Source organism: Pseudomonas sp. Sample_14, assembly GCF_004307515.1.
Lineage (GTDB): Bacteria > Pseudomonadota > Gammaproteobacteria > Pseudomonadales > Pseudomonadaceae > Aquipseudomonas > Aquipseudomonas atacamensis.
The window spans coordinates 101,841-124,229 of sequence record NZ_RCOC01000096.1 but is presented as its reverse complement, the minus strand read 5'-3'; the positions used below and the strand labels follow the sequence as shown (position 1 = coordinate 124,229).

Below are 22,389 nucleotides of genomic sequence, written 5' to 3'. Positions count from 1 at the left end.
CTTTCGCGAGCAGGCTCGCTCCCACAGGGAAGATCGAGTCAGGCCTTCAGGTAGCGCAACACCGATTCGCAGATCATCTCGCGGTGGCGCTGCTTGATGGTTTCGTCCGGCAGGTCGATCTGGAAGATTTCCCCCAGCGTGTGGCGGTTCGACACGCGATAGAAGCAGAACGAACTGATCAGCAGATGCACGTCCAGCGCATCGATGCCTCGCCGGAACAGACCTTCGTCCGCGCCCCGTTGCAGAATCCCGCCCAAGGTATCGAGGATCGTGTTGTTTAGCGCCTTGATCGCATCGGAACGCTTTACGTACTCGGCGTTGTGGATGTTTTCGATGCTGACGATGCGCACGAAATCGACGTTGTGGTCATGGTGATCGAAGGTGAATTCCACCAACCGACGGATCGCCAGCTCGGGCGGCAGCTCGTCCAGGTGCAGGCGGTTTTCCGTGCTGCGGATATCGCCGTAAAGCTTCTCCAGCACCTCGACGTACAACTGCTCCTTGCTGCCGAAGTAGTAATAGATCATGCGCTTGGAGGTGTGGATACGCTCGGCGATCGCGTCGACGCGGGCGCCGGACAAGCCCTGCTGGACGAACTCGACGATCGCCTCCTGCAGAATGTTCTCGCGGGTCTTTTCCGGATTGTTCTTGCGACTCTTGCGCGGCACTGCGTCGGACTCGACAGCAGCGGCGGAAAGTTCTGAATTCATGGTCATCGCGGGCTCACGGCCATCACTGCACAAGCTGGCGATTATGGGCCGCGCGGGACAGTGAAGGAAGCCGCGCAGCCGGTGTTTGATCCCGCGTTTACGAATTCCCTACAACTTCGCCTGACGCACCGCACCGCTGCGGGATTTGGCCATCGCCGCCAGCCGCACCGCAACGTTGGCCGCGCCGTAGCCGGCATAGCCATTCTTGCGCTGGATGATCTCGAAGAAGAAACGCCCCTCGAACGGCTCGGTGTAGACGTGAAACAACTCGCCGCCCTGGGCGTCACGGTCGTAGAGCACGTTGTAATAGGCCAGCTCGCTGAGAAACTCATCGTCGAAATCGAAACGCGCCGCAAGGTCGTCGTAGTAATTCAGCGGGATGTCCAGCAGCGGCACGCCAGCCTCTTTGGCGCGACTGACCTGGGTGAAGATGTCGTCACAATCGAAGGCGATGTGGTGCACACCGGAGCCGCGATAACTCGACAGCGCATGCGAAATGGCGGTGTTGCGGTTCTCGGAGATGTTCAGCGGCAGCCGGATCGAGCTGTCGCGACTGCGCAGTGCGCGGCTCTTCACCAGACCGTACGGATCGGGCAAGACCACCTCATCGTCGGCTTCGAAATCCAGCAGGCTTTTGTAAAACAGCACCCAACTGTCGAGGCTGTCGGCAGGCAGGGCCATGGCCATGTGATCGATACGCTTGAGGCCGCCGCCGGTCTGCGCGTCCGGCAACAGATTGAAATCGGTGCCGTACACGTCGGCGTCCGCATCGACCAGATAAATCAGGCTGCCGTCCGGTGCGCGCACCGCCGCCAGCTCCAGTTCATTCGGCCCGACCAGCCCGCGATAGGGCTGCCCCTTGTAAGCGACGGCGCGGGCCAGCGCACTGGCGCTGTCCTTGACCCGCACCGCCGTGGCGCACAGCGACGGGCCGTGGGCTTCGAAAAAGCTGTGGGCGAACGAATACGGCTCGGAGTTGAGGATCAGGTTGATATCGCCCTGACGCAGCAGGCTGACGCTCTTGGAGCGATGCTGCCCGGCCTTGGCAAAACCGAGGCGTTGCAGCCAGTGACTGAGCTTCGCGCCCAACGCTTCGTCGACGGCAAACTCGAGAAATTCAACCCCGTTGTATTCGCTGGCCGGCGGCGTTTCGAAAAGAATGTCACGGTTGGCCACCGGCGGCGCTTCCTGCTCGAGACGCTGACGGGTCTTCTCTTCCAGATACAGCAGCGAGCGCAATCCGTCGGCGGCGTTAGCTCGCGGGGGCGCGGCGCGGAAGCCGTCGTTGAAGATTTCCAGTGACAACGGCCCGGTATAGCCACTCTTGATGATCGGTGCGAGGAAACCCGGCAGATCGAATTCGCCCTGCCCCGGGAAACAGCGGAAATGCCGGCTCCACTCCAGCACGTCCATGGCCAGGATCGGCGCGTCGGCCATTTGCACGAAGAAGATCTTGTCGCCGGGAATGTCGGCGATCGCGCTGGGATCGCCCTTCAGCGACAGGGTGTGAAAGCTGTCGAGCAGCACGCCGAGGTTGGGGTGATCAGCCTGACGAACGATGTCCCAGACCTGTTGATAAGTATTGACGTGACGGCCCCACGCCAGCGCTTCGTAACCGATGCGCAAGCCACGGGCGCCGGCGCGTTCGGCCAGCAGGCGCAAATCATCGACGAGGATTTGCTGATCGCCGACACTGTCCGGCGAGGCGTTGCTGCAGACCAGCACCAGGTCGGTGCCAAGTTCCTGCATCAGATCGAATTTGCGCTCGGCACGCTCGAGGTTGCGCGCCAGGCGATCGCGGCGGCAGCCTTCGAAGTCACGGAACGGCTGGAACAGGGTGATGGCGATCCCCAGATCGGCGCACATCTGTTTAATTTCCCGGGGACTGCCGTCGTAGTACAGGAGGTCGTTTTCGAAAATCTCCACGCCGTCGAACCCGGCGGCGGCAATGGCTTCGAGTTTTTCCGGCAGGGTGCCGCTCAAGGAAACGGTGGCAATGGAACGCTGCATGTTTCAACTCCCGTTTGGAGACGGCGGCTGCGTGAGCCGCGCCGCTTTTATAGGATGAGCAAATTATTGGCTGCATCCCTGCGCGCAGCAATTTAAAGTGTACTACCCGGTTAGTTTTGCGTGCGATTATCGAACACTAAGGCGATTTAGCGAATTGACGATTTTTTGTTCACTGCCCAACATCGGTTGCACATCGAGTCCGGCCACTAACCACCGGGCAAGGTGTTCGACAGAAAAGAACACCAAATAACAAATCCAAAAACGGGTGGAACACATGATTCCTTCACAGACTTCCCGCATGGCTCCGGCCATGAGCACTGCCACGGGTGGCATTGGCGACAAGATCCGCGGCGCCATGGCTGTCGGCAAGACCCGCTGGGGCATGCTGGCGCTGGTGTTTTTCGCCACCACCCTCAACTACATCGACCGCGCCGCCCTCGGCGTCATGCAGCCGATCCTCGCCAAGGAAATGAGCTGGACGGCGATGGATTACGCCAACATCAACTTCTGGTTTCAGGTCGGCTACGCGATCGGTTTTGTCCTGCAGGGACGCCTGATCGACCGGGTCGGCGTCAAGCGCGTGTTCTTCTGCGCCGTGCTGCTCTGGAGCCTGGCGACCGGCGCCCATGGCCTGGCGACCTCGGCAGTCGGCTTCATGGTCTGCCGCTTCATCCTCGGCCTGACGGAAGCGGCCAACTACCCGGCCTGTTTGAAAACCACGCGCCTGTGGTTCCCGGCCGGTGAACGTGCAGTCGCTACCGGCATTTTCAACGCCGGCACCAACGTCGGCGCGATGTTCACGCCGATGCTGCTGCCACTGGTCCTGCATGTGTGGGGCTGGCAAGCGGCGTTCCTCTGCATGGCCGCACTCGGCGGGATCTGGCTGTTGTTCTGGGGCCTGAAATACTTCAATCCGGAAGATCACCCGACGGTGAAACAGTCGGAGCTCGATTACATCCAGCAGCAAGTCGAACCGGAACAGGCTCGCGTGCCGTTCAGCAAGATCCTGCGCATGCGCGGCACCTGGGCCTTCGCCCTCGCCTACTCGCTGACCGCGCCGGTGTTCTGGTTCTATCTGTACTGGCTGCCGCCGTTTCTCAATCAGCAATACAACCTCGGCATCAACGTGACGCAGATGGGTATTCCGCTGATCATCATCTACGTCACGGCTGACTTCGGCAGTGTCGGCGGCGGGATTCTGTCCTCGTTCCTGATCGGTCGCGGCATGAACTCGATCAAGGCGCGGCTGCTGTCGATGTTGCTGTTTGCCTGCTGCATCATCGGCGTGGTCATGGCTGCCGGCTCGGCGAATCTGTGGGTGGCGGTGGCGGCGATCTCGCTGGCGATCGGCGCGCATCAGGCCTGGACTGCGAACATCTGGAGCCTGGTGATGGACTACACGCCCAAGCACATGATGAGCACAGTGTTCGGCTTCGGCGGCATGTGCGCGGCGATCGGCGGGATGTTCATGACCCAGATCGTCGGCCACATCCTCACCGTCACCAACAACAACTACACAGTGCTGTTCACGCTGATTCCGGCGATGTACTTCCTCGCACTGACGTGGATGTACTTCATGGCACCGCGCAAGATTCCGACCGTTACCGAATAACCTGCCTGCATACATCCCATTGTGGGAGGGAGCCTGCTCGCGAAGGCGTCACGTCAGCCGCTGAATATGGCGACTGACCCACCGCTTTCGCGAGCAGGCTCGCTCCCACAAGTTGTACCGGGATCCGCTCTTCAGCGCCGGCTCTGCTGCCACGCTGCCGCCAATCCGCTGCAACAGATCACCGCAATACCAATCACCGTCAACCCGCTCGGGGTGTGATTGAACAGCAGCCAGCCCAACAATCCGGCAAAGACAATCTGGCAATAGCCGAACGGCGCCAGCAAGGCTGGTGCTGCGTGACGGAAGGCCTGGGTCAGGAACAGATGCGCCGTCATCCCGCAGCTGCCCAGCGCCAGCATCAGCGCGGCATGAGGCAACGTCGGCACCTGCCAGAAGAACGGCACCAGCGCGCTCATCACCAAGGTATTGCACAGCCCGGCGAAGAAGTTGCTGGTGGTCGGGCTGTCCACTTCGGCGAGCTTGCGCGTCAGCAATTGGTAGAAGCAGAAGAACAGCGCCGAGCAGAACGGCAGCAGGATCGCCGGGGTGAACAGTTCGCCGCCCGGGTGGACGATGATCAGCACGCCGATGAAGCCGCAGATCACCGCGATCCACTGCCCGCGCGTCACCCGTTCCTTGAGCAACGGCACCGACAATGCCGTCACCAATACCGGTGCGAGAAAGTTGACCGCCGTGGCTTCGGCCAGCGGGATGTACAGCAGCGCCGTGGTGAAAAACAGGCTGGTGCCGAGCAGGCACAGGGCACGGGCGAGCTGCCATAACGGTTTTTTCGTGCGCAGCACGCGCAAACCGGACTGCGGCAGGAAAATCCCCGCCATCAACAAGGTGTGCACCACATAGCGCGCCCACACCACCATCACGATCGGATAAAAACCGGAGAGGTATTTCGACAACGCGTCGTGGCTGGAAAACAGGAACGTCGCCACGACAATCAGCAAGATCCCCTTGAAGGGCTGGTTGACACCGGAGAGCGGGGTGCTGACGGTCATTGGCAATCTCTGAAAAAAAAATCCGGGCGAGCGTTCGCGCTGGCGGCAATCGTTGTGGCAATCATAGTCGGCCGAGCTTTCAGCAACCGCACAGGTTGCACTCTTCTTCGCCGGGAAACCGCCGCCAGGCAAAACCTTGAGGCAAGATTCCCGCCACTTCGGCGCCCGGCCAGTGTGCAACATCACAGACTGCCGTCGGAACAGCGGGTTCATGAGTTCGACGGAAGAAATTCCACTCGGGATTGAATTCACGGCGCGCTCGACCGTCAATACCAGGCCCGCACCATGTGGGCGCGTGTGCATGGACGGACGACCGGACTGGCGCCACACTCACACAGCGGCAACACTCATCACCAGCAGATTCATCACCGGCAATAGAAAGAGGATTCCCACATGCTATGGAAAAAAGGCCGACGCAGTGACAACGTCGTCGACGCCCGGGGTGATGATGCCGGCGGTGGCGGCGGCATGCGCTTCGGTGGCGGCAAGGGCCTGAGCCTGACCGCTATTGTGCTGATCGTCGGCATCGGCTGGCTCACCGGCCAGGACCCGATGCAGATTCTCGGCCAGTTGACCGGGCAGATGGAACAACCGGCGCCCACCTCGCAAACCCGTCAGGCACCGCCGGCCAACGATGAACAGGCTGAATTCGTCCGCTCTATCCTCGGCGACACCGAAGACACCTGGGGTCCGATCTTCCAGCAGGCCGGACGCCAATACAAAGACCCGACACTGGTGCTGTTCAGCAATCGGGTGAACTCCGCGTGCGGCATGGCCACTTCTGCCACCGGCCCGTTCTACTGCCCGGCCGACCAGAAGGTCTATCTGGACATGGCCTTCTTTCAGGAGATGTCGCAGCGCTTCAAAGCCGCTGGCGATTTCGCTCAGGCTTACGTGATTGCGCACGAAGTCGGCCACCATGTGCAGACGCTGCTGGGCGTCTCGGCGAAGATGCAGGCGGCGCGTCAGCAAGGCCGGCAGATGGAGGGCGACGGCGGCTTGCTGGTTCGCCAGGAATTGCAGGCCGACTGTCTCGCCGGCGTCTGGGCGTATAACGCGCAGAAACGCCTGAACTGGCTGGAACCGGGCGACATCGAGGAAGCCTTGAATGCCGCCAACGCCATCGGCGATGATCGCTTGCAGCAACAGGGTCAGGGCCGTGTGGTGCCGGACTCGTTTACCCACGGTACGTCAGCGCAAAGGGTGCGCTGGTTCAAAACCGGATTCGCGCAAGGCCAGGTAAGCCAGTGCGACACCTTCGCGGCGAAAACCCTGTAAATGCATAAATGGCTTGTGGCGTTACTGTTCATCGTCGGCACCGCGCAAGCGGCCGGCGTCGATGCGATCAGCCCCGGTCGCCTGCAACTCAAGGCCGGGGAAATGGCGGTGGGCATCGGCCCGGCACCGGAGAAGATCGAGCGGGTGCTGATCGTCATTCACGGTCGCCTGCGCAACGCCGAGACCTACCGCAAAAGCGCGGAAAGCGCCGCCGAACTCGCCGGGCAGACCGCGCACACGCTGGTGATCGCTCCGCAGTTTCTCAATGAAAGCGACGTCACCCTGTATTCCTTGCCGCCGACGGTGCTGCGCTGGCAGGGCAACGAGTGGATGGGCGGCGGCTTGTCCACCGGGCCGAATCCGCTGAGTTCCTACGCGGCGCTGGACGAAATCGTCGCGCGGCTCAGCGACCGCAAACAGTTTCCGGACGTGAAGCAGATCGTGATCTTCGGCCACTCCGGCGGTGGTCAGGTGGTGCAGCGTTACGCCCTGCTGGCCAAGGATCAGCCGGCGCTCAAGGCCAACGGTATTCGCTTGCGCTATGTGGTGGCCAATCCTTCTTCTTATGCGTACTTCAACGAGCAGCGGCCAGTGGCGTTCGATCACGCGCAATGTCCTGGTTTCAATCGCTGGAAGTACGGCCTGGCGGACATGCCGGTGTATGCCGGCGGGCAAACGCCGTTGCAGGTCGAGAGCGCTTACGTCAAACGCGAGGTGATTTATCTGCTCGGGCAGCAGGACGTCGATCCGGAACATCCGGCGCTGGACAAGAGCTGCGCGGCCGAGGCGCAAGGGGCTTACCGGTTGATGCGCGGGAAGCTGTATTTCGGTTATTTGCTGCGTCGCCATCCTGAGGGGGTCAATCAGCGGCTGGTGGAGGTGCCTGGGGTCGGGCATGACGGGGATGGCATGCTGACGTCGGCGGAGGGGCAGAAGGCGTTGTTTGATCAGTAGGTTTTTTTCTGAATCCACCGCCCCCTTCGCGAGCAGGCTCGCTCCCACATAGCTCTATGACATGCACAAAATATGTGTGCACTGAAGATCCAATGTGGGAGCGAGCTTGCTCGCGAAGGGGCCGGCTCAGGCGACGAGGATGTCAGGCAAACAGCATCCGCCGCAACTCAACACAATCCTTCGCATGCCAATCCGTCAACTCCGGCCACGGGTTATCCGGCAGGTTCACCAACACCGTCCGCGCCCCCGCTGCTCGGCCGCAATCCAGATCAAAGCGGTAATCACCAACCATCACCATGTCACTGGCCGGCACTTGCCAGGCTTCGGCCAGTTTCAGCAAACCGCCGGGATGCGGCTTCGGCGGTGCTTCGTCGCGACCCAGCACATCCTCGACCGCGAAGCAGTCGGCCAGGCCGATCGCCTCCAGCGTCACATGTGCCAGCTCCCGCGCATTGCGCGTGAGAATGCCGAGGCGATAACCGCGCGCATGCAGGTCGCGCACCAGCTCCACCGCGCCGGTGGCCGGGGTCGAGCCCAACGCCAGATCGCGTTCATGCTCAAGCAACCAGGCATGCTTGGCCGCTGCTTCATCCGCTGGCAATGCAGCGAGATGGGTGAGGATATCGTCCTCTGGCGGAATCGCCAGCGCCACGCGAATCGCCGCAAAGTCATGCACGGCGACGGTCAGCGTGCCGTCCATGTCGAATACCCAATGGCGAACTGCGGTCAGGCTCATGCCCAGTCCTTGCGATGGCGGATCAGGCCTTCCTGAGTCACCGAAGCGACCAGTTGCCCGGCGCGGTTGAACACGCTGCCACGGGAAAAACCACGGGAGTTGCCGGCCCACGGGCTGTCCATCGCGTAGAGCAACCAGTCATCGGCGCGCAGGTCGTTGTGGAACCACAGCGCGTGATCGAGGCTGGCGACCTGCATGTCTTTCTGCCAGACCGACTTGCCATGGGGCAGCATCGACGTGGTCAGCAGGCCGAAATCCGAGGCGTACGCCAGCAGGTATTTGTGCAGCGCAGGAATGTCGGCCAGGGCACCGTCGGCGCGGAACCACACATATTTGATCGGATCGGCCGGTTGCGGGTTGTACGGATCCTTTTCGGTGACCGGGCGTACTTCGATCGGTTTCGGGCACAGCAGTTTTTCACGCATGTGCTCGGGAATCAGGTGCGCACGCTGCTGGATCAGCTCCAGCTCCGAGGGCAGGTTTTCCGGGCCGACCACCGCCGGCATCTGGCCCTGATGCTCGAAGCCTTTTTCGTCGTACTGGAACGAAGCGCTGCACGTGAAGATCGGGTGGCCCTTCTGGATCGCCGTCACACGGCGGGTGCTGAAGCTGCCGCCATCACGCACGCGATCAACCGAATAGACCACCGGCAACTTGGCATCGCCCGGGCGCAGGAAATAACCGTGCAGCGAGTGCACATGACGCGCCTCTTCCACCGTCTGACTGGCCGCCGACAGCGACTGGCCGAGCACCTGACCGCCGAACAACTGGCGGAACCCCAGATCCTGACTACGACCACGGAACAGGTTTTCTTCGATCGGTTCCAGGGTCAGCAGATCGACCAGATCTTCCAGCACTTGGCTCATTCAGACTCTCCTCACACAAAGCAATGGCCGCGCAGTCTTGGCTGCGGCGGACGATTCAGGTTCTGGCACGGGCCAAATACGATGGCGGCCATTGTAAACGTCCGTGTCGGCTTATTCATGCAAGGTTTGCAGCCATTGTTCGCGGCTGATGCGATACAGGACATGGCGGCGCAACGGGTGATCGAGCGCAAGCCTGGGGTGATCGAAATCATCCTGCGGATCGTGATGCATGCCGATCGCCTGCATGACCTTCTCCGACTGCGCATTCTGCCCGGCGGTAAACGAGACGATTTCCTCCAGTTTCAACTGGTCGAAACCCGCGCGCAGTGCGGTCCACGCCGCTTCGCTGGCGTAACCCAGGCCCCAGTGTTCCTTGGCCAGCCGCCAGCCGATCTCCACCGCCGGGGTAAACGGCGCATCGAAGCCGACCACGCCCAACCCGGTGAAACCGATGAACTCGCCCGTGTCCTTGCGCTCCAGCGCCCACAGGCCAAAGCCGTGCTCGGCAAAATGTCCGCGCACGCGGCCGATCAATGCGGCGCTTTCGAGCCGGGTCAACGGCGCCGGAAAGTAGCGCATCACCTGCGGATCGGCGCACATCGCGGCGAATGCCGGCAAATCTTCGTCCTGCCATTGACGCATCAACAAGCGCGCGCTTTGCAGCTCCAGTATCGGCTCCATCGTCCCCTCCATTTCCATGCCGTTGAGTCTACATCGCTGGTAGGATCGTTCATTCTTTCCCTGGTTCTGCGCGAAACAAGCCATGCCCTTGCCGTTGATCTACCACGAAGACTACAGCCCCGAGTTTCCCGCGGATCACCGCTTTCCCATGGACAAGTTCCGGCTGCTGCGCGATCACTTGGTCGACAGCGGCCTGACCCGCGACGCCGACCTGCTGCGCCCGCAGATCTGCCCTAACGACATCCTCGCCCTTGCCCATGACCGCAGCTATATCGAACGCTACATGAGCGGCGAGTTGTCCCGCGAAGACCAACGGCGCCTCGGCCTGCCGTGGAACGAAGCGCTGGCGCGGCGCACGGTGCGCGCGGTGGGCGGTTCGATTCTCGCCGCAGAGCAAGCGCTGGAACATGGCCTGGCCTGTCATCTGGCCGGCGGCACCCATCACGCTCACTACGATTACCCCGCCGGCTTCTGCATCTTCAATGACCTGGCGATCATCAGCCAGTACCTGTTACAGAGCGGCCGGGTCAATCGCGTGCTGATCTTCGATTGTGACGTGCATCAGGGCGACGGCACCGCGCGGATTCTGCATGACACGCCGGAGGCGATTACCGTTTCCCTGCACTGCGAAAAGAATTTTCCCGCACGCAAAGCCGAAAGTGACTGGGATATTCCGCTGCCCAAGGGCATGGGCGATGCCGACTATCTGCAGGTGGTCGATGACACGCTCAATTACCTGCTGCCGCTGTATCAACCGGATCTGGTGCTCTACGACGCCGGCGTCGATGTGCACAAGGACGATGCCCTTGGTTATCTGCAACTGACCGACGAGGGCGTAGCCGAGCGCGATGAACGGGTGATGCGCCATTGCCTGGGCCGCGACATTCCGGTGGTCGGGGTGATCGGCGGCGGCTACAGCAAGGACCGCCACGCCCTCGCCCGCCGCCACGGCATCCTCCATCACAGCGCGCAACGAGTGTGGGATTCACACGGCTGTCATTGAAACGTGCTGCGTTACCCACAATCGCTGTGGAACTGCCTGTGGATAACCTGAGTGAAAGGGACTGCAGGCCATGCTGCCCAAGGCGCCCAGCGCACTGTTTATTTTTTAACCAGCCTCGAAATACACCGCAGCCCCGGTGGGAGCGAGCCTGCTCGCGAAAGCTTTAGCACCCACAACATCTAATTGACTGACAGACCGCGTTCGCGAGCAGGCTCGCTCCCACATGGTGTCTCCCACAGGGTTCAGCGCTGTTAGAATGCGCGCCTTGTCCCGCCATACCGCAGCGCACGCCCATGACCCAGAATTCCGCCCCCGCCAACACCCACGTCGCCATCATCGGCGGTGGCCCCGCCGGCCTGATGGCCGCCGAAGTGCTGAGCCAAGCCGGAATCCGCGTCGACGTGTACGACGGCATGCCCTCGGTCGGGCGCAAGTTCCTGCTGGCCGGGGTCGGCGGCATGAACATCACCCATTCCGAAGCCTACCCGGCATTCCTCTCCCGCTACGCTGAGCGCGCACCGCAGATCGCCCCGCTGCTGCGCGCATTCGATGCCGATGCGCTGTGCCAGTGGATTCATGAACTGGGCATCGAAACCTTCATCGGCAGCTCCGGCCGCGTGTTCCCCACCGACATGAAAGCCGCCCCGCTGTTACGCGCCTGGCTCAAGCGCCTGCGCGACAGCGGCGTAGTTATCCACACCCGCCATCGCTGGCTCGGCTGGGACGCAAGCGGTGCACTGCGCATCGCCAGCCCGGAAGGCGAAATCAGCGTAAACCCCGACGCCACCCTGCTCGCCCTCGGCGGCGGCAGTTGGTCGCGCCTGGGCTCGGATGGCGCGTGGATGTTGCCGCTGGAGCAGCGCGGCGTGGATCTGGCACCGTTGCAGCCAAGCAATTGCGGCTTCGAGGTGCAGGCCTGGAGCGAGCTGATGGTGAGCAAATTCGCCGGCGCACCGCTGAAAAACATTGCCATCGGTTTGAACGACGACATCCCGCGCTTGGGCGAATGCGTGATCACCGCGACCGGCATTGAAGGCAGCCTGATCTATGCGCTGTCGGCGCCGATACGCGAGGGAATCAATCGCTACGGCGCAGCGGTTATCCACATCGACCTGCTGCCCGGCCGGCCTGTGGATAAATTACAGGCAGCGCTGAGCAAACCACGTGGCTCGCGCTCGATGGCCAAGCATCTGCACAGTCAGGTGGGGATTGATGGAGTTAAGGCAGCGTTGTTGCGCGAGCTGACCGACGCCGAAACGTTCGCCGATCCGGCGCTGTTGGCGCGAGCGATCAAAGCGTTGCCGCTCACACTGGTGAAAACCCGTCCGCTGGATGAAGCGATCAGCAGTGCTGGTGGCGTGAGATTCGAAGCGATGGATGAGCGCTTGATGCTCAAGGCCCTGCCGGGGGTGTTTTGTGCGGGCGAGATGCTTGATTGGGAAGCGCCGACGGGAGGGTATTTGCTGACTGGGTGTTTTGCCAGTGGGCGGGCGGCTGGGTTGGGGATGTTGAGCTGGTTAGGGCGCGGGAACTGAGTCGCCCTCGCCCCCTCACCCCAGCCCTCTCCCCCAGGAGAGGGAGCCGACCGAGGTGTCTGACGTCATGCACGACCTGAACGATCGTGTCGATTAGGCATTCACAACTGATATATCACGTCGACGTAACTCTCAAGCATTCCCCAATCAGTCCCCTCTCCCTCCGGGAGAGGGTTAGGGTGAGGGGCTTTTGATCTTTGATCTCAAGGCTTGCGCTTGCGCGGTCCAGTATTGAACACCGGCACTTTGCGCACCGGCTTGATCGATGGCTCCGGTGCCGAGGTCTCGCCGCTGTCGACCCACTTGCCCAGATTGCGCTTACCACCGCCACCGCCCGACGCTTTCGGCTTCTTCGGTTTCTTCGGCTTCTTGATCACCTGACCGCTGGCATCGGTGTCCGGCACGCGGTGCTCGGGTTCGAAATCCGGTTCGTTCTGGCGCTTCAGGTTCTGCCGCGTCAGCATCTCGATTGCCGACAACATGTTCACTTCATCGGCACACACCAGCGAAATCGCCTCACCGGTGGCACCCGCGCGACCAGTGCGGCCGATGCGGTGAATGTAATCCTCGGCGACGATCGGCAGATCGAAGTTGACCACCAGCGGCAGATCTTCGATGTCCAAACCACGGGCGGCAACGTCGGTCGCGACCAGAATCTGCACTTCGCTGAGCTTGAACCGGTCCAGCGCGCGCTGGCGCGTAGCCTGCGGTTTGTCGCCATGGATGCCGTCAGCATTCACACCGAGGCCCTGAAGTTTTTCCACCAGCGCATCGACGCCATTGCGGGTCTTGGCGAACACCAGCACCTGCTTCCACTTGTTCTTGCGCATCAAGTGCACGAACAGTTCAGCCTTGCGCTTCTTGTCGACGGTGACGATCCACTGCTTGACCGTGTTGGCGGCGACGTTGCGCGGGCTGACTTCGACACTCAGCGGATCATTGAGCATCTGCCCGGCGAGCAGGCGGATGTCATCGGAGAAGGTCGCGGAGAACAGCAGGGTCTGGCGCTTTTTCGGCAGCATGCGGTAAATGTTCGCCAGTTCTTCGGAGAAGCCCAGGTCGAGCATACGGTCGGCTTCATCCAGCACCAGCGTTTGCAGCTGATTGAGTTTCAGCGCGTTCTGGCGGAACAGGTCGATCAAGCGACCGGGTGTGGCGACCAGCACATCGACGCCGCCGCGCAGCTTCATCATCTGCGGGTTGATGCTGACGCCGCCATACACGGCGTAAGTACGCAGCGGCAGGTTTTCCGCGTACTGGCGCACGGCTTCGTGGACCTGCTCGGCCAGTTCGCGGGTCGGCACCAGAATCAGCGCACGCGCCGAGTTGGCGGTGACTTTCGGCCCTTCCATGGCCAGCAACTGCAACAGCGGCAAGGCGAAACCGGCAGTTTTACCGGTGCCGGTCTGGGCCGCTGCCATCAGGTCGCGACCGGCCAGCACCGCCGGAATGGCTTGCGCCTGCACCGGCGTCGGGGTCTGGTAGCCGAGCGTCTCGAGGGAGCGCAGCAAGGGTTCGATCAGGCCAAGGGAGGCGAAAGTCATGGGAGTACCGTAGGAAAAAATGACGCGGGGATGCAATGCCGCGCAGTTTACCCTAATTCGTACGCGCTTCCGTCGGAACGGCTTTCGCCTCTTCCATGGGTGGCTGCGCAGGTCGACGCCACTGCGGCAGGCTGATCAGCAGCACCGCGCTGATGATCACCAGCATCGCCAGCGCTTCTTCGATGCCGATGGTCTCGCCGACAAACACCACGCCGAGCAACACCGCCACCGCCGGATTGACGTAGGCATAACTGGTCGCTGCCGCCGGGCGCACGTGTTTGAGCAGATACATGTAGGAATTGAAGGCGATGATCGAGCCAAAGAAAATCAGATAGGCCAGCGCCAGCCACCCTTCGAGCGGCGGCATGGCTTGCAGGTGCTCGCCACTCAGCGCACTGCCGATCAGCAAGACCACGCCGCCGACGAGCATTTCCACCGCACTGGCCATCGCCCCTGCTGGCAGCGGCAGATGCTTGCTCCACACCGAACCGAACGCCCAGCTCGCCGCCGCGAAAATCAGCAACATCGCACCGAGCGGGCTCGATTGCAGGTTGGAACCCATGTTGAGCATGGCGATGCCAATAATCCCCAACGCGACACCCGCCCACTCCAGCCGCGTATTGCGCGCGCCCCAGAAGTAGCCGAACAACAAGGTGAACAGTGGCACCGTCGCCACCGCCAGCGCAGCAACGCCGGAAGCCACGCCAGTGTGCTCCGCCACGCTCACAGCGCCATTCCCAAAACTGAGCAGCAGAATGCCGACCAGCCCCGCCGCTTTCCACTGCGCCCAGGTCGGCGCAGGAGCACCGCGCCAGCGCAGCCAGGCGTACATCAAGCTGCCGGCAATGACGAAGCGCACCCCGGCCAGCAACAGCGGCGGCCAGTATTCGACGCCAATGCGAATCACCAGATAGGTCGACCCCCAGATCACGTACAACGCAAAAAACGCAGCGATCAACGGCAGGGAAAAACGGCGCAAGGCAGGCATGGGCAGCTCGACAGTCAGGCTCGGTGGATGGATTATTCTAGAAAGGCGCAAGAGCAAAAATAAGTTACAAAACCTGTTTTTAGCGCCGGTACACTTTGGAAAACACGGAGATCGCCGAGTTAAGCCGCGATTTCTAAAGTCTGGCCATTTCAGGAGTTCGCCTTGGACAAATACGACCGCATGCTGCTCGGCGCACTTCTGGAAAACGGCCGCGCGTCTTACGCTGATCTGGCGCGCAAGATTAACCTCTCAGCCCCCGCCGTCGCCGAACGCGTGGCCAAACTAGAAGCGGCCGGAGTGATCACCGGTTATCAAGCAAAAATCGATATGGCGAAAATCGGCCTGCCGATCCAGTGCGTGATCGAACTGCGCCTGAACCAGCACGGCAACCAGAAGGCCTACGATGAACTGATCAAAATCCCGCAGATCACCGAATGCCATCGGGTCACCGGCGACCCGTGCGTGATCATGCAAGCGGCGGTGGCCTCGATGCCGAAGCTGGAAGAGTTGATCGATCGGGTGGCGAAGTTCGGGTTCAGCAAGACGTCGATTGTGCTTTCAAGCGCAGTCGAAAAGCGTGTGCCGTTGGAATGGCTGGTACAACATCTCAATGAAAACGATTAACTGCTCCATACTGTGTCAGGTGAAGCAGCGCCACCCAAGCTAAATATTGAGAATACCCTGAGACACCGATGTTATTTTTCGACGAAAACTTTGATAGGACGCTAAACCCCGGACAGGCCCGTCAGGATTTAAGTCAATCGTTAACCTAGCGCGCATTTCTGAAAACCGTTTTTTAAACTTAGCCAAACGAACGCCCTGTGTCTCACTGGCCTCACAAAGCGCCTCCAACAACAACTGCTTAGTATCACGCACAGATTCAAGCCGACGTAATGCGGGAATACAACCCAGACCGCCACGATAGCTCGAATTACCAGCTACCAACTTAATTGCTTCAACATCTGCCAACAACCAAGTCTCGAGCATGGTAACTGGAATGACTGGTACGATTCTAGAAAAATCAAAAACCCCATCGCTCGCCGCTTCAATCTCCTGCTCTCGAACGATAGAACCGGCGCCATCAGCATCGCGATGAACAAAGATCAAATCAACATGAGGGTAATATTTAATCAACGCTCTAAGCTTCTCTTGTACTGAGCGACCCACAGGAGGCGAAAACATACCTAAATCCGGGACTTCACCACTTACTTCGGAAAAACCCTCGCCAATCAGAATCGTCTGTATATGCTCAACCAAGCGAAGATCGGATGAGCCTTCCCCCGTTAGAATAAACCTTATTTTCATAGATGGCGTCCCTTAAATTACTCGTCAAATTCCATTGATATCTGACTGTCCGGCGGAAGGGCGAGATAGGCGATAATCGACCCTTTATCAATGCATTCAGAACCAGACTTAAATCTCCAGCTTTCCCGCAAACTTTTGCATCTAATAGTTGAAGCAGGCACCCCATCCGGGCCACGAACCTTTACAACATCCGCATAAATAAGATCATCGGGCGATTCTAGCTTAACTAAAACTGGAGAGTGCGTCGCAATCAAAATTTGGCGCATAGGATTATCCTCGCCTACAGGATAATTTGTATCGACCGCAAGTTCCTTCAGCAACGACAACATAGCGCCCATTTTAGCTGGATGAATACCATTTTCAGGTTCCTCAAAACAAAGTAACCCTTTGAAATCTGGATCTTCAGCCATGATGCATAATGCCATGAATCGCAGCGTACCATCTGAAAGAGCTCGGGCTGGCAAGAACGCACCAGAACGCTCCTTAACTTCAACTGTGAGCAGTTGCCTCACTTGATCAACATCAACCCTGACATCTGAAGTCGGAACAATTTCTGAAAGCCTACTGGCAATACGCGAGTAGACATTCGGATCTTTACGATAAAGCTTATACAAAGCCGCAGCCAATTTCCCCCCATCAGCTCCTACACTTGTGTCCTCATGCATTTTGTTAGAACGGCGCATTGCACTTGGCTCTAATGAAAGAAATCGCCAAGATTGCATTTCCCGTCGAGCAGCAAGAATTGTGGGCCAAACTGCACTATTGGTGTTTGCCACAACGGTTTTAGGGATATATCTAGCTGGAATTTTTTGTGGCTGCCCACTGCTACCGCCATCTTGATGAAGGTGAATTTCCACCACTCCATCGTCTACTTTTTGAGTGGATATGAATCCAGCGCCTTTACGTTTGTTCAAGACAACCTGATCACGAAACTGCGAAACACTAAGAGGAAAATGCAAGGAGTTCGTCGCCTCCCCCTTATTAATGTGCACTAAAGTTTCTCGTGAAAGATACAGACCTAAAGATCCTGATTTCTCTTCCGCTGGATCCCTAGCAATTTCTACTTCATAACGTAAAAAGGTGGATGTAGCTTGAGCTTTACGGCCAAAATCATCAACTATATCTAATGAAACGATCATTTCCACCGCTAGCTTTAAGCTCTCTACACGGTAGTCCCCGTTGGTCCAGAAAACATCCAGCGGATCTGTAGACTCAGAGTCTCTTACAGCTAAAGCGGCCTCGACAATAGTTTCATCACTCAACAAAGAGAGAAATTTTATCGCATCAAATATATTTGATTTCCCAACTCCATTTAGCCCCGCTATACAATTAAACGGGCCAAATGACACAGAGAAATCCAGTAAATTCTTAAATCCATGAGCTTCGAGTTTGGTAAGCATATTAGCTCTCTATTTTCGAGCAGCGGTCCGATGCTGGTGACCGGAGTATCTTGGAATTGACACATCCATTCAAGCACAAAAAATCTTCATTATTGAATTTTCTCATTACAAGATTTGTTGAGCAATATTATTGAAAATTGACTATAGCGGGGATTGTCGCTGCAGATACTCGAACACTTTTCCCGCCGAGATTTTCTGCAGTTTGCACAACAGATCATGCGATAGATCGCGCACCCCATGCTTGCCCCGCAACTCTTCCGCCAGATGCGCCATCAGATTGGCCGCCATCTCGGCGTCGGCCATGGCCCGGTGAGCCTGACCGGTATGCGGTAGCTGCGCGAAAGTGGTGAGCGTGCCGAGCTTGTGATTCGGCGCCGCCGGCATCAGGCGCCGCGCCAGCAGCAGTGAACAGGCAAAATTCTGCAGGCGTGTGCGTTTGATCTGCCCCAGTTCGAAATCCCAGAACTTCTGGTCGAACGAGGCGTTGTGCGCCAACAGCGGCGTACAACCGACGAATTCGTTGACCTCTTCCATCACCCGCTCGGCCGGCGGCGCGGTGCGCAGCATGGCGTTGCTGATGCCGGTCAGTTGCTCGATGAACGCGGGGACGCGCACGCCGGCGTTCATCAGGCTCTGGTAACGCTCGACGATGCGGCCGTTTTCCAGCATGACCACGGCGATTTCCGTGGCGCGGCAGCTGCTGTTCGGCGACAGGCCGGTGGTTTCAAAGTCGATGACTGCAATGCGTTCCAAACCGGGGTGTACTCCGTTCAAATCTGTTGTTCAGCTCAGCTCTTGAGCAACAGCGCGCCTTCGATCGGCACGTAGCGGCTGGCGGCGCGGATCAGCGAGTTGGCGGTCAGGCCGGGCACGCCGTAGGCGACTGCTTGCACGCCGTGCTTGTTGATGATGCGTTCGAGCAGCATGTCGAAATCGCCGTCACCGGAGGCCAGCACCACTTCGTCGACATGGTCGGCGGCGTCCATGATGTCCAGGGTAATGCCCACGTCCCAGTCGCCCTTGGCCGAGCCGTCGCTGCGCTGGATGTAGGGCTTGAGCTTCACGGTAAAACCGAGGTTGCGCAGGATCTGCTGAAACTGCTGCTGCTTGCTGTCGCCACGGTCGATCGCGTAGGCGTAAGCCTCGACGATCTGCCCGTTCTTGCTGATGTCGGCCCACAATGCGGCGTAGTTGAAGTGGCAACCATAGGCCTGACGCACGGTGTAGTAGAGGTTCTGCACATCGGCGAACACTGCGATTTTTTTCACCGGAGTTCCTGTGAGCGCGCAAGCGCACGAAGCGGGGTCAGGCGATCAGGCCTGAAAAAGGCGCTCAGTATGCCAGCCCGAAGGAGGGTTCCGCGAATAATCGGCCACAGGCGCAAAGGTGCTGCTGACGAGTGGTGAGTGTGGCGAGGGGATTTATCCCCGTTGGGCTGCGCAGCAGTCCTCGCTCCAATCAGGAAAAGCGGGGCTGCTGCGCAGCCCAGCGGGGATAAATCCCCTCGCCACAGTGTACATGTCAGCCTTCAGAGGCTATGTCAGACATAGGAGTCGTCGTCATCGAAGAACGACGAATTGTCGCTGCTGTAATCGGCGTCGCTGAAACCGCCCTGGTCATTGCCAGAGAAACCGTTGTCCGCCACGCGCTGCTCATCGCCCCAGCCGTTGTTGCTCTGGTCGGCGACCTGCGCCGGTTCTTCCTTGATGACCTCGACGATTTCTTCAGGTTGCTGATTGTGGTGGAACAGGCTGCCGATGCCCTGCGCCAGCATCACACCGCCGGCCACGCCTGCGGCGGTTTTCAGCGCGCCGCCGAGAAAGCTGTTGCCCGCCGCCGGGGCTGCCTGCTGCGCATAGTTGGGCGGCGCGGCGGCGAAGCTCTGTTGTGGCGCCGGTGCCTGGTAGCTCTGCTGCGGTGCCGGTTCACGCCAGCCGCCGGAGGACGACGGCGCTGCGCTCTGGCTCGGCGCCGGACGTGAATTGCCGCCACCAAAAATGCTCGACAGGAAGCCACCGCCACCGCTCGCTGACGGAGCGCCACTCTGGGCCTTGGCCGATTGCAGCTCGGCCTGCAGGCGCTGGACTTGCTGGGTCAGTTGCTTGTTCTGCTCGTCGAGGCTTTTCAGCGCGGCCTCTTGCACCAGAATCGCCTGGGTCATGAAATAACCTGCCGCCGGTTGGCGCGTCAGGTGTTCCTTGATCCGCGCCTCGGCCTGGGCGTCGCGCGGGGCTGCCTCCGTTTCGGCCTGTTGCAGCCGGGAAAACAGTCCATCGATCAGGGTTTGCTCTTCGCTGTTCATGGCGACCTCGTAGATTGCCGGTAATAACATGCCCGTGCCCACTTTGAGCGCGGTGCTCTCCTGTAATGGAGACAGTGACAAAATGTTTCAATGGCCTTTACCGAATGTTTACGTTTGTGTCGCCCCGCGTTGCATCGGTTAAAGTGAGCCACTGTTTTCGACCTGCGATACCGACTGATGAATGCCCTCGAAGTACTGCGCGACTCTTTGTATTTTTTCAAACGCCATCTGGGCAGCATCGTGCAGTTGTGCCTGCCGCTAGTGATTGTCGAAGCCTTCTTGCAGCAGGCAGTCGATCACGCCACCGGACCGGACACCTTCGCCGGCGTCAGCATCATCGTCGGCCTGCTGGTGTATCCGCTGTACACCGCCGCGCTGATCCTGTTTCTCGATGCGCGCAGCCGTGGCGAGTCGCCGCGCAACCGTGACCTGCTGGCGATGGCCGCAACCCTGTGGCCGCGCTTCGCGGTGCTGACCGCGCTCAATACCTTGCTGATTCTGCTCGGCCTGTCGTTGTACTTCCTGCCGGGCCTGATGCTGATGGTCATGCTCGCCTTCGCCGAATACCTGCTGGTGCTGCGCGGCCTCGGACCGTTGCAGGCGATGAAGGAAAGTCTGCGCCTGACCCGTGGGCACTTCTGGCGCATCCTGTTGTGCATTCTCTGCGTGATGACCCCGTTGTGGCTGCTCAAGGGCGCGACGCTGGCGGTGTACCCCGAACCGCAGAATCCGCTGATTGCCGGGCTGATCGACAGCGCCCACAGCTTCCTGCAACTGTTCACCAGTGTGGTGCTGTTCCGCCTGTTCATGCTGATCAGCGAATTGCCTGACAAACGTAACGGCGCAGTCTGACCGCGCCGTGCTTGGGCTTCGTCGCTGCCGTCAGGTATGCTCGGGGCCACTTTCTGTAACGCTATAAGCCGAGCCATGACCCGTCTGCTGCGCTACACCCTGCTCCTCGTCATCCTTGCCGTCGTCCTGTTCGGCGTACTGCTGTTCAGCCTGACCTGGCGCCCCGATGCCCGCGAAACCCTGCCGGTCAGTTGCGGCACTACCGCGCCGACGCTGGTGCCCGGGCAAGCACTGAAAGTCATGACCTGGAACGTGCAGTTCCTCGCCGGCAAGCGCTACGTGTTCTGGAATGATCTGGCCGAAGGCGACGATGAAGCGCCGACCGCCGAAGACATGGCCTTCAGCCTCGACGAAGTGGCGCGGGTGATCCGTGACGAACAACCGGATGTGGTGCTGTTGCAGGAGCTCGACGACGGCGCCAAGGCCAGTGACTACCAGAATCAGCTCAAGCTGTTGCAGGAACGCGTCGCCGACCTGTATCCGTGCAGTGCCAGCGCCTTCGACTGGAAAGCCGATTTTGTCCCCGAGCCCCACATCTACGGCAGCGTCGGCCGCCAGTTGGCCACGCTGAGCCGCTATCGCATCGAACACGCCGAACGCCTGCAACTGCCCGTGGCCCCGAGCAACTTCATCAGCCGCCAGTTCCAGCCCAAAGACGCTTTGCTCGCAGTCAAACTGCCGCTCAGCGATGGCGGACAACTGACCGTGTTCAACACCCACTTGCAGCGCGCCAGCCAGGCGGACGGCAACGTGCAGGCGCAAGTGGCTGCCGTGGCCAAAGTCCTCGACAAATATGAAAGCCAAGGCCTGCCGTGGCTGATCGGTGGCGATTTCAATCTGCTGCCGCTGGGCCAGTATCGACGCCTGCCGGTCGAGCGGCGCACGCCCTACTCTGCCGACAGCGAACTGCATCTGCTGTGGGACAAGTACCCGATGATCCCGACCAACAACGAGGCCGGCGGTATCGATCGAGCCAAATGGCTGACCCATTACCCCAACGACCCCGGCCTCAACGGCCCGGATCGCACAGTGGATTATCTGTTCTACAGCCCGAAGCTCAAACGCCTGCAAGCACAGGTGCGGCAGGACGATACCCTGCGCATCTCCGATCACTTGCCGGTGATTGCGCGGTTCCTCCTGCCCGCTGCGCCATAAGCGTTTTGCCCTTATAAACCGGGCGGAACGTAGCCCGGAACATAGCGGACATTGGCGCACTTGCCGTGCAGTATTCGCCCGTCTTCGATCAGGAACTGGGCGATCTTCTTCTGTTGATTGATCTTCGCCTGCAACTTGCAGGTAGAACTGTGACCGACCTGTTGGTAGTGCTCGGTGTACACCATGCCATTGCCGGTATGGGTCATCGAAGTGCCGGCCGCTTCGGTGGAGGTCCAGCTCGCGGACTTGTGCCAGGTCAGTACGGCCAAGGGTTCGCCGTTCGGGCCGGTTTCCTTTGCCATCGCGTCGGGCGTGCCGAACAGGTCCAGTGCTTCCTGGAGATCGCGACCTTCCCAGCGGCTCTGCGCGATGGTGGAACAGCCGCTCAAGAGCAATCCTGCCAGCAGGGTTGCCAGCCATAAACGTGTGTAAGTCATTGGATGCCTCG

The 22,389-nt window shown here is 59.9% G+C and carries 22 protein-coding genes; 8 read left to right on the top strand and 14 right to left on the bottom strand.

Features of this window, described 5'->3' with window-relative positions; all coding sequences use genetic code 11:
• Positions 1 to 38 precede the first annotated feature (38 nt).
• Both D8U61_RS24955 and quiC read right to left on the bottom strand, forming a co-directional pair.
• Complete coding sequence (locus D8U61_RS24955; RefSeq protein WP_016773079.1) at positions 39 to 716, bottom strand: TetR/AcrR family transcriptional regulator; 678 nt, start codon at positions 714 to 716, stop codon at positions 39 to 41.
• Positions 717 to 818: 102 nt separating this feature from the next.
• Positions 819 to 2,720, bottom strand: coding sequence for a 3-dehydroshikimate dehydratase QuiC (quiC, locus tag D8U61_RS24950; protein ID WP_125925956.1), 1,902 nt, complete (start codon positions 2,718 to 2,720; stop codon positions 819 to 821).
• A gap of 274 nt (positions 2,721 to 2,994) precedes the next feature.
• Between quiC and D8U61_RS24945 the strand changes: the two genes are divergently transcribed.
• Positions 2,995 to 4,332 carry an MFS transporter gene (locus D8U61_RS24945; protein WP_130927852.1) on the top strand — a complete coding sequence of 446 codons (1,338 nt, stop codon included), beginning with the start codon at positions 2,995 to 2,997 and terminating at the stop codon, positions 4,330 to 4,332.
• A 131-nt stretch (positions 4,333 to 4,463) separates the two neighbouring features.
• Here D8U61_RS24945 and D8U61_RS24935 read toward each other — a convergent pair whose 3' ends face one another.
• Positions 4,464 to 5,342 (bottom strand): DMT family transporter, encoded by an 879-nt coding sequence (locus D8U61_RS24935; RefSeq protein ID WP_041477756.1) that lies wholly within the window; start codon positions 5,340 to 5,342, stop codon positions 4,464 to 4,466.
• Positions 5,343 to 5,735: 393 nt separating this feature from the next.
• Here D8U61_RS24935 and D8U61_RS24930 point away from each other — a divergent pair, with 393 nt between their 5' ends.
• Positions 5,736 to 6,620, top strand: coding sequence for a neutral zinc metallopeptidase (locus tag D8U61_RS24930; protein ID WP_016773076.1), 885 nt, complete (start codon positions 5,736 to 5,738; stop codon positions 6,618 to 6,620).
• Positions 6,621 to 7,574, top strand: a complete 954-nt coding sequence (locus D8U61_RS24925; protein WP_122750937.1) for an alpha/beta fold hydrolase — start codon at positions 6,621 to 6,623, stop codon at positions 7,572 to 7,574.
• Between the two features lie 142 nt (positions 7,575 to 7,716).
• On the opposite strand, the gene D8U61_RS24920 is transcribed toward D8U61_RS24925, so the two are convergent.
• From D8U61_RS24920 to D8U61_RS24910, 3 genes are all read right to left on the bottom strand, one after another.
• A complete protein-coding gene (locus D8U61_RS24920) occupies positions 7,717 to 8,310 on the bottom strand; it encodes an HAD family hydrolase (RefSeq protein ID WP_122610957.1) in 594 nt (197 codons plus the stop codon).
• Entirely contained in the window at positions 8,307 to 9,176 is an 870-nt protein-coding gene (tesB, locus tag D8U61_RS24915) for an acyl-CoA thioesterase II (protein ID WP_016773073.1), read from the bottom strand. The genes D8U61_RS24920 and tesB overlap by 4 nt, the downstream gene beginning before the upstream one ends.
• A gap of 111 nt (positions 9,177 to 9,287) precedes the next feature.
• The gene (locus tag D8U61_RS24910; RefSeq protein WP_110603105.1) at positions 9,288 to 9,857 is read right to left on the bottom strand and encodes a GNAT family N-acetyltransferase; all 570 of its coding nucleotides are present in this window, start codon (positions 9,855 to 9,857) and stop codon (positions 9,288 to 9,290) included.
• Positions 9,858 to 9,939: 82 nt separating this feature from the next.
• On the opposite strand from D8U61_RS24910, the gene D8U61_RS24905 reads away from it, so the two are divergent.
• Positions 9,940 to 10,860, top strand: a complete 921-nt coding sequence (locus D8U61_RS24905; RefSeq protein WP_016773071.1) for a histone deacetylase — start codon at positions 9,940 to 9,942, stop codon at positions 10,858 to 10,860.
• Positions 10,861 to 11,153: 293 nt separating this feature from the next.
• Positions 11,154 to 12,395 (top strand): TIGR03862 family flavoprotein, encoded by a 1,242-nt coding sequence (locus tag D8U61_RS24900; protein ID WP_130902268.1) that lies wholly within the window; start codon positions 11,154 to 11,156, stop codon positions 12,393 to 12,395.
• A gap of 203 nt (positions 12,396 to 12,598) precedes the next feature.
• Here D8U61_RS24900 and D8U61_RS24895 read toward each other — a convergent pair whose 3' ends face one another.
• A complete protein-coding gene (locus tag D8U61_RS24895) occupies positions 12,599 to 13,939 on the bottom strand; it encodes a DEAD/DEAH box helicase (protein ID WP_024014423.1) in 1,341 nt (446 codons plus the stop codon).
• Positions 13,940 to 13,991: 52 nt separating this feature from the next.
• Positions 13,992 to 14,927 carry a drug/metabolite exporter YedA gene (gene yedA / locus D8U61_RS24890; RefSeq protein ID WP_130927850.1) on the bottom strand — a complete coding sequence of 312 codons (936 nt, stop codon included), beginning with the start codon at positions 14,925 to 14,927 and terminating at the stop codon, positions 13,992 to 13,994.
• A gap of 162 nt (positions 14,928 to 15,089) precedes the next feature.
• Here yedA and D8U61_RS24885 point away from each other — a divergent pair, with 162 nt between their 5' ends.
• Positions 15,090 to 15,551, top strand: coding sequence for an Lrp/AsnC family transcriptional regulator (locus D8U61_RS24885; protein WP_016773068.1), 462 nt, complete (start codon positions 15,090 to 15,092; stop codon positions 15,549 to 15,551).
• A gap of 39 nt (positions 15,552 to 15,590) precedes the next feature.
• Here the strand turns inward: D8U61_RS24885 and D8U61_RS24880 are convergent, their stop codons facing one another.
• The 5 genes from D8U61_RS24880 to D8U61_RS24855 form a co-directional block, all read right to left on the bottom strand.
• Positions 15,591 to 16,232, bottom strand: coding sequence for a hypothetical protein (locus D8U61_RS24880; protein ID WP_016773067.1), 642 nt, complete (start codon positions 16,230 to 16,232; stop codon positions 15,591 to 15,593).
• 17 nt (positions 16,233 to 16,249) lie between these two features.
• The gene (locus D8U61_RS24875; RefSeq protein ID WP_130927849.1) at positions 16,250 to 17,632 is read right to left on the bottom strand and encodes an AAA family ATPase; all 1,383 of its coding nucleotides are present in this window, start codon (positions 17,630 to 17,632) and stop codon (positions 16,250 to 16,252) included.
• 141 nt (positions 17,633 to 17,773) lie between these two features.
• Positions 17,774 to 18,385: a 3'-5' exonuclease gene (locus tag D8U61_RS24870; protein WP_130927848.1), complete on the bottom strand. Its 612-nt coding sequence runs from the start codon at positions 18,383 to 18,385 to the stop codon at positions 17,774 to 17,776.
• Between the two features lie 35 nt (positions 18,386 to 18,420).
• Positions 18,421 to 18,900: an NYN domain-containing protein gene (locus D8U61_RS24865; protein WP_056790604.1), complete on the bottom strand. Its 480-nt coding sequence runs from the start codon at positions 18,898 to 18,900 to the stop codon at positions 18,421 to 18,423.
• Positions 18,901 to 19,172: 272 nt separating this feature from the next.
• Positions 19,173 to 19,934 carry a DUF2076 domain-containing protein gene (locus D8U61_RS24855; protein ID WP_130927880.1) on the bottom strand — a complete coding sequence of 254 codons (762 nt, stop codon included), beginning with the start codon at positions 19,932 to 19,934 and terminating at the stop codon, positions 19,173 to 19,175.
• 177 nt (positions 19,935 to 20,111) lie between these two features.
• On the opposite strand from D8U61_RS24855, the gene D8U61_RS24850 reads away from it, so the two are divergent.
• Together D8U61_RS24850 and D8U61_RS24845 are read left to right on the top strand one after the other, a co-directional pair.
• Positions 20,112 to 20,786 (top strand): YciC family protein, encoded by a 675-nt coding sequence (locus D8U61_RS24850; RefSeq protein WP_016773061.1) that lies wholly within the window; start codon positions 20,112 to 20,114, stop codon positions 20,784 to 20,786.
• Between the two features lie 75 nt (positions 20,787 to 20,861).
• Positions 20,862 to 21,941 carry an endonuclease/exonuclease/phosphatase family protein gene (locus tag D8U61_RS24845; RefSeq protein WP_130927847.1) on the top strand — a complete coding sequence of 360 codons (1,080 nt, stop codon included), beginning with the start codon at positions 20,862 to 20,864 and terminating at the stop codon, positions 21,939 to 21,941.
• An 11-nt stretch (positions 21,942 to 21,952) separates the two neighbouring features.
• On the opposite strand, the gene D8U61_RS24840 is transcribed toward D8U61_RS24845, so the two are convergent.
• On the bottom strand, positions 21,953 to 22,378 hold the full coding sequence (locus D8U61_RS24840) for a hypothetical protein (protein WP_071173678.1): 426 nt from the start codon (positions 22,376 to 22,378) through the stop codon (positions 21,953 to 21,955).
• Between the last annotated feature and the right edge of the window lie 11 nt (positions 22,379 to 22,389).

Excerpts from the sequence above, each read along its gene's own strand:
- D8U61_RS24955 (WP_016773079.1), bottom strand. The coding sequence starts at position 716 with ATGACCATGAATTCAGAACTTTCCGCCGCTGCTGTCGAGTCCGACGCA.
- quiC (WP_125925956.1), bottom strand. The coding sequence starts at position 2,720 with ATGCAGCGTTCCATTGCCACCGTTTCCTTGAGCGGCACCCTGCCGGAA.
- D8U61_RS24945 (WP_130927852.1), top strand. The coding sequence starts at position 2,995 with ATGATTCCTTCACAGACTTCCCGCATGGCTCCGGCCATGAGCACTGCC.
- D8U61_RS24935 (WP_041477756.1), bottom strand. The coding sequence starts at position 5,342 with ATGACCGTCAGCACCCCGCTCTCCGGTGTCAACCAGCCCTTCAAGGGG.
- D8U61_RS24930 (WP_016773076.1), top strand. The coding sequence starts at position 5,736 with ATGCTATGGAAAAAAGGCCGACGCAGTGACAACGTCGTCGACGCCCGG.
- D8U61_RS24925 (WP_122750937.1), top strand. The coding sequence starts at position 6,621 with ATGCATAAATGGCTTGTGGCGTTACTGTTCATCGTCGGCACCGCGCAA.
- D8U61_RS24920 (WP_122610957.1), bottom strand. The coding sequence starts at position 8,310 with ATGAGCCTGACCGCAGTTCGCCATTGGGTATTCGACATGGACGGCACG.
- tesB (WP_016773073.1), bottom strand. The coding sequence starts at position 9,176 with ATGAGCCAAGTGCTGGAAGATCTGGTCGATCTGCTGACCCTGGAACCG.
- D8U61_RS24910 (WP_110603105.1), bottom strand. The coding sequence starts at position 9,857 with ATGGAGCCGATACTGGAGCTGCAAAGCGCGCGCTTGTTGATGCGTCAA.
- D8U61_RS24905 (WP_016773071.1), top strand. The coding sequence starts at position 9,940 with ATGCCCTTGCCGTTGATCTACCACGAAGACTACAGCCCCGAGTTTCCC.
- D8U61_RS24900 (WP_130902268.1), top strand. The coding sequence starts at position 11,154 with ATGACCCAGAATTCCGCCCCCGCCAACACCCACGTCGCCATCATCGGC.
- D8U61_RS24895 (WP_024014423.1), bottom strand. The coding sequence starts at position 13,939 with ATGACTTTCGCCTCCCTTGGCCTGATCGAACCCTTGCTGCGCTCCCTC.
- yedA (WP_130927850.1), bottom strand. The coding sequence starts at position 14,927 with ATGCCTGCCTTGCGCCGTTTTTCCCTGCCGTTGATCGCTGCGTTTTTT.
- D8U61_RS24880 (WP_016773067.1), bottom strand. The coding sequence starts at position 16,232 with ATGAAAATAAGGTTTATTCTAACGGGGGAAGGCTCATCCGATCTTCGC.
- D8U61_RS24875 (WP_130927849.1), bottom strand. The coding sequence starts at position 17,632 with ATGCTTACCAAACTCGAAGCTCATGGATTTAAGAATTTACTGGATTTC.
- D8U61_RS24855 (WP_130927880.1), bottom strand. The coding sequence starts at position 19,934 with ATGAACAGCGAAGAGCAAACCCTGATCGATGGACTGTTTTCCCGGCTG.
- D8U61_RS24850 (WP_016773061.1), top strand. The coding sequence starts at position 20,112 with ATGAATGCCCTCGAAGTACTGCGCGACTCTTTGTATTTTTTCAAACGC.
- D8U61_RS24845 (WP_130927847.1), top strand. The coding sequence starts at position 20,862 with ATGACCCGTCTGCTGCGCTACACCCTGCTCCTCGTCATCCTTGCCGTC.
- D8U61_RS24840 (WP_071173678.1), bottom strand. The coding sequence starts at position 22,378 with ATGACTTACACACGTTTATGGCTGGCAACCCTGCTGGCAGGATTGCTC.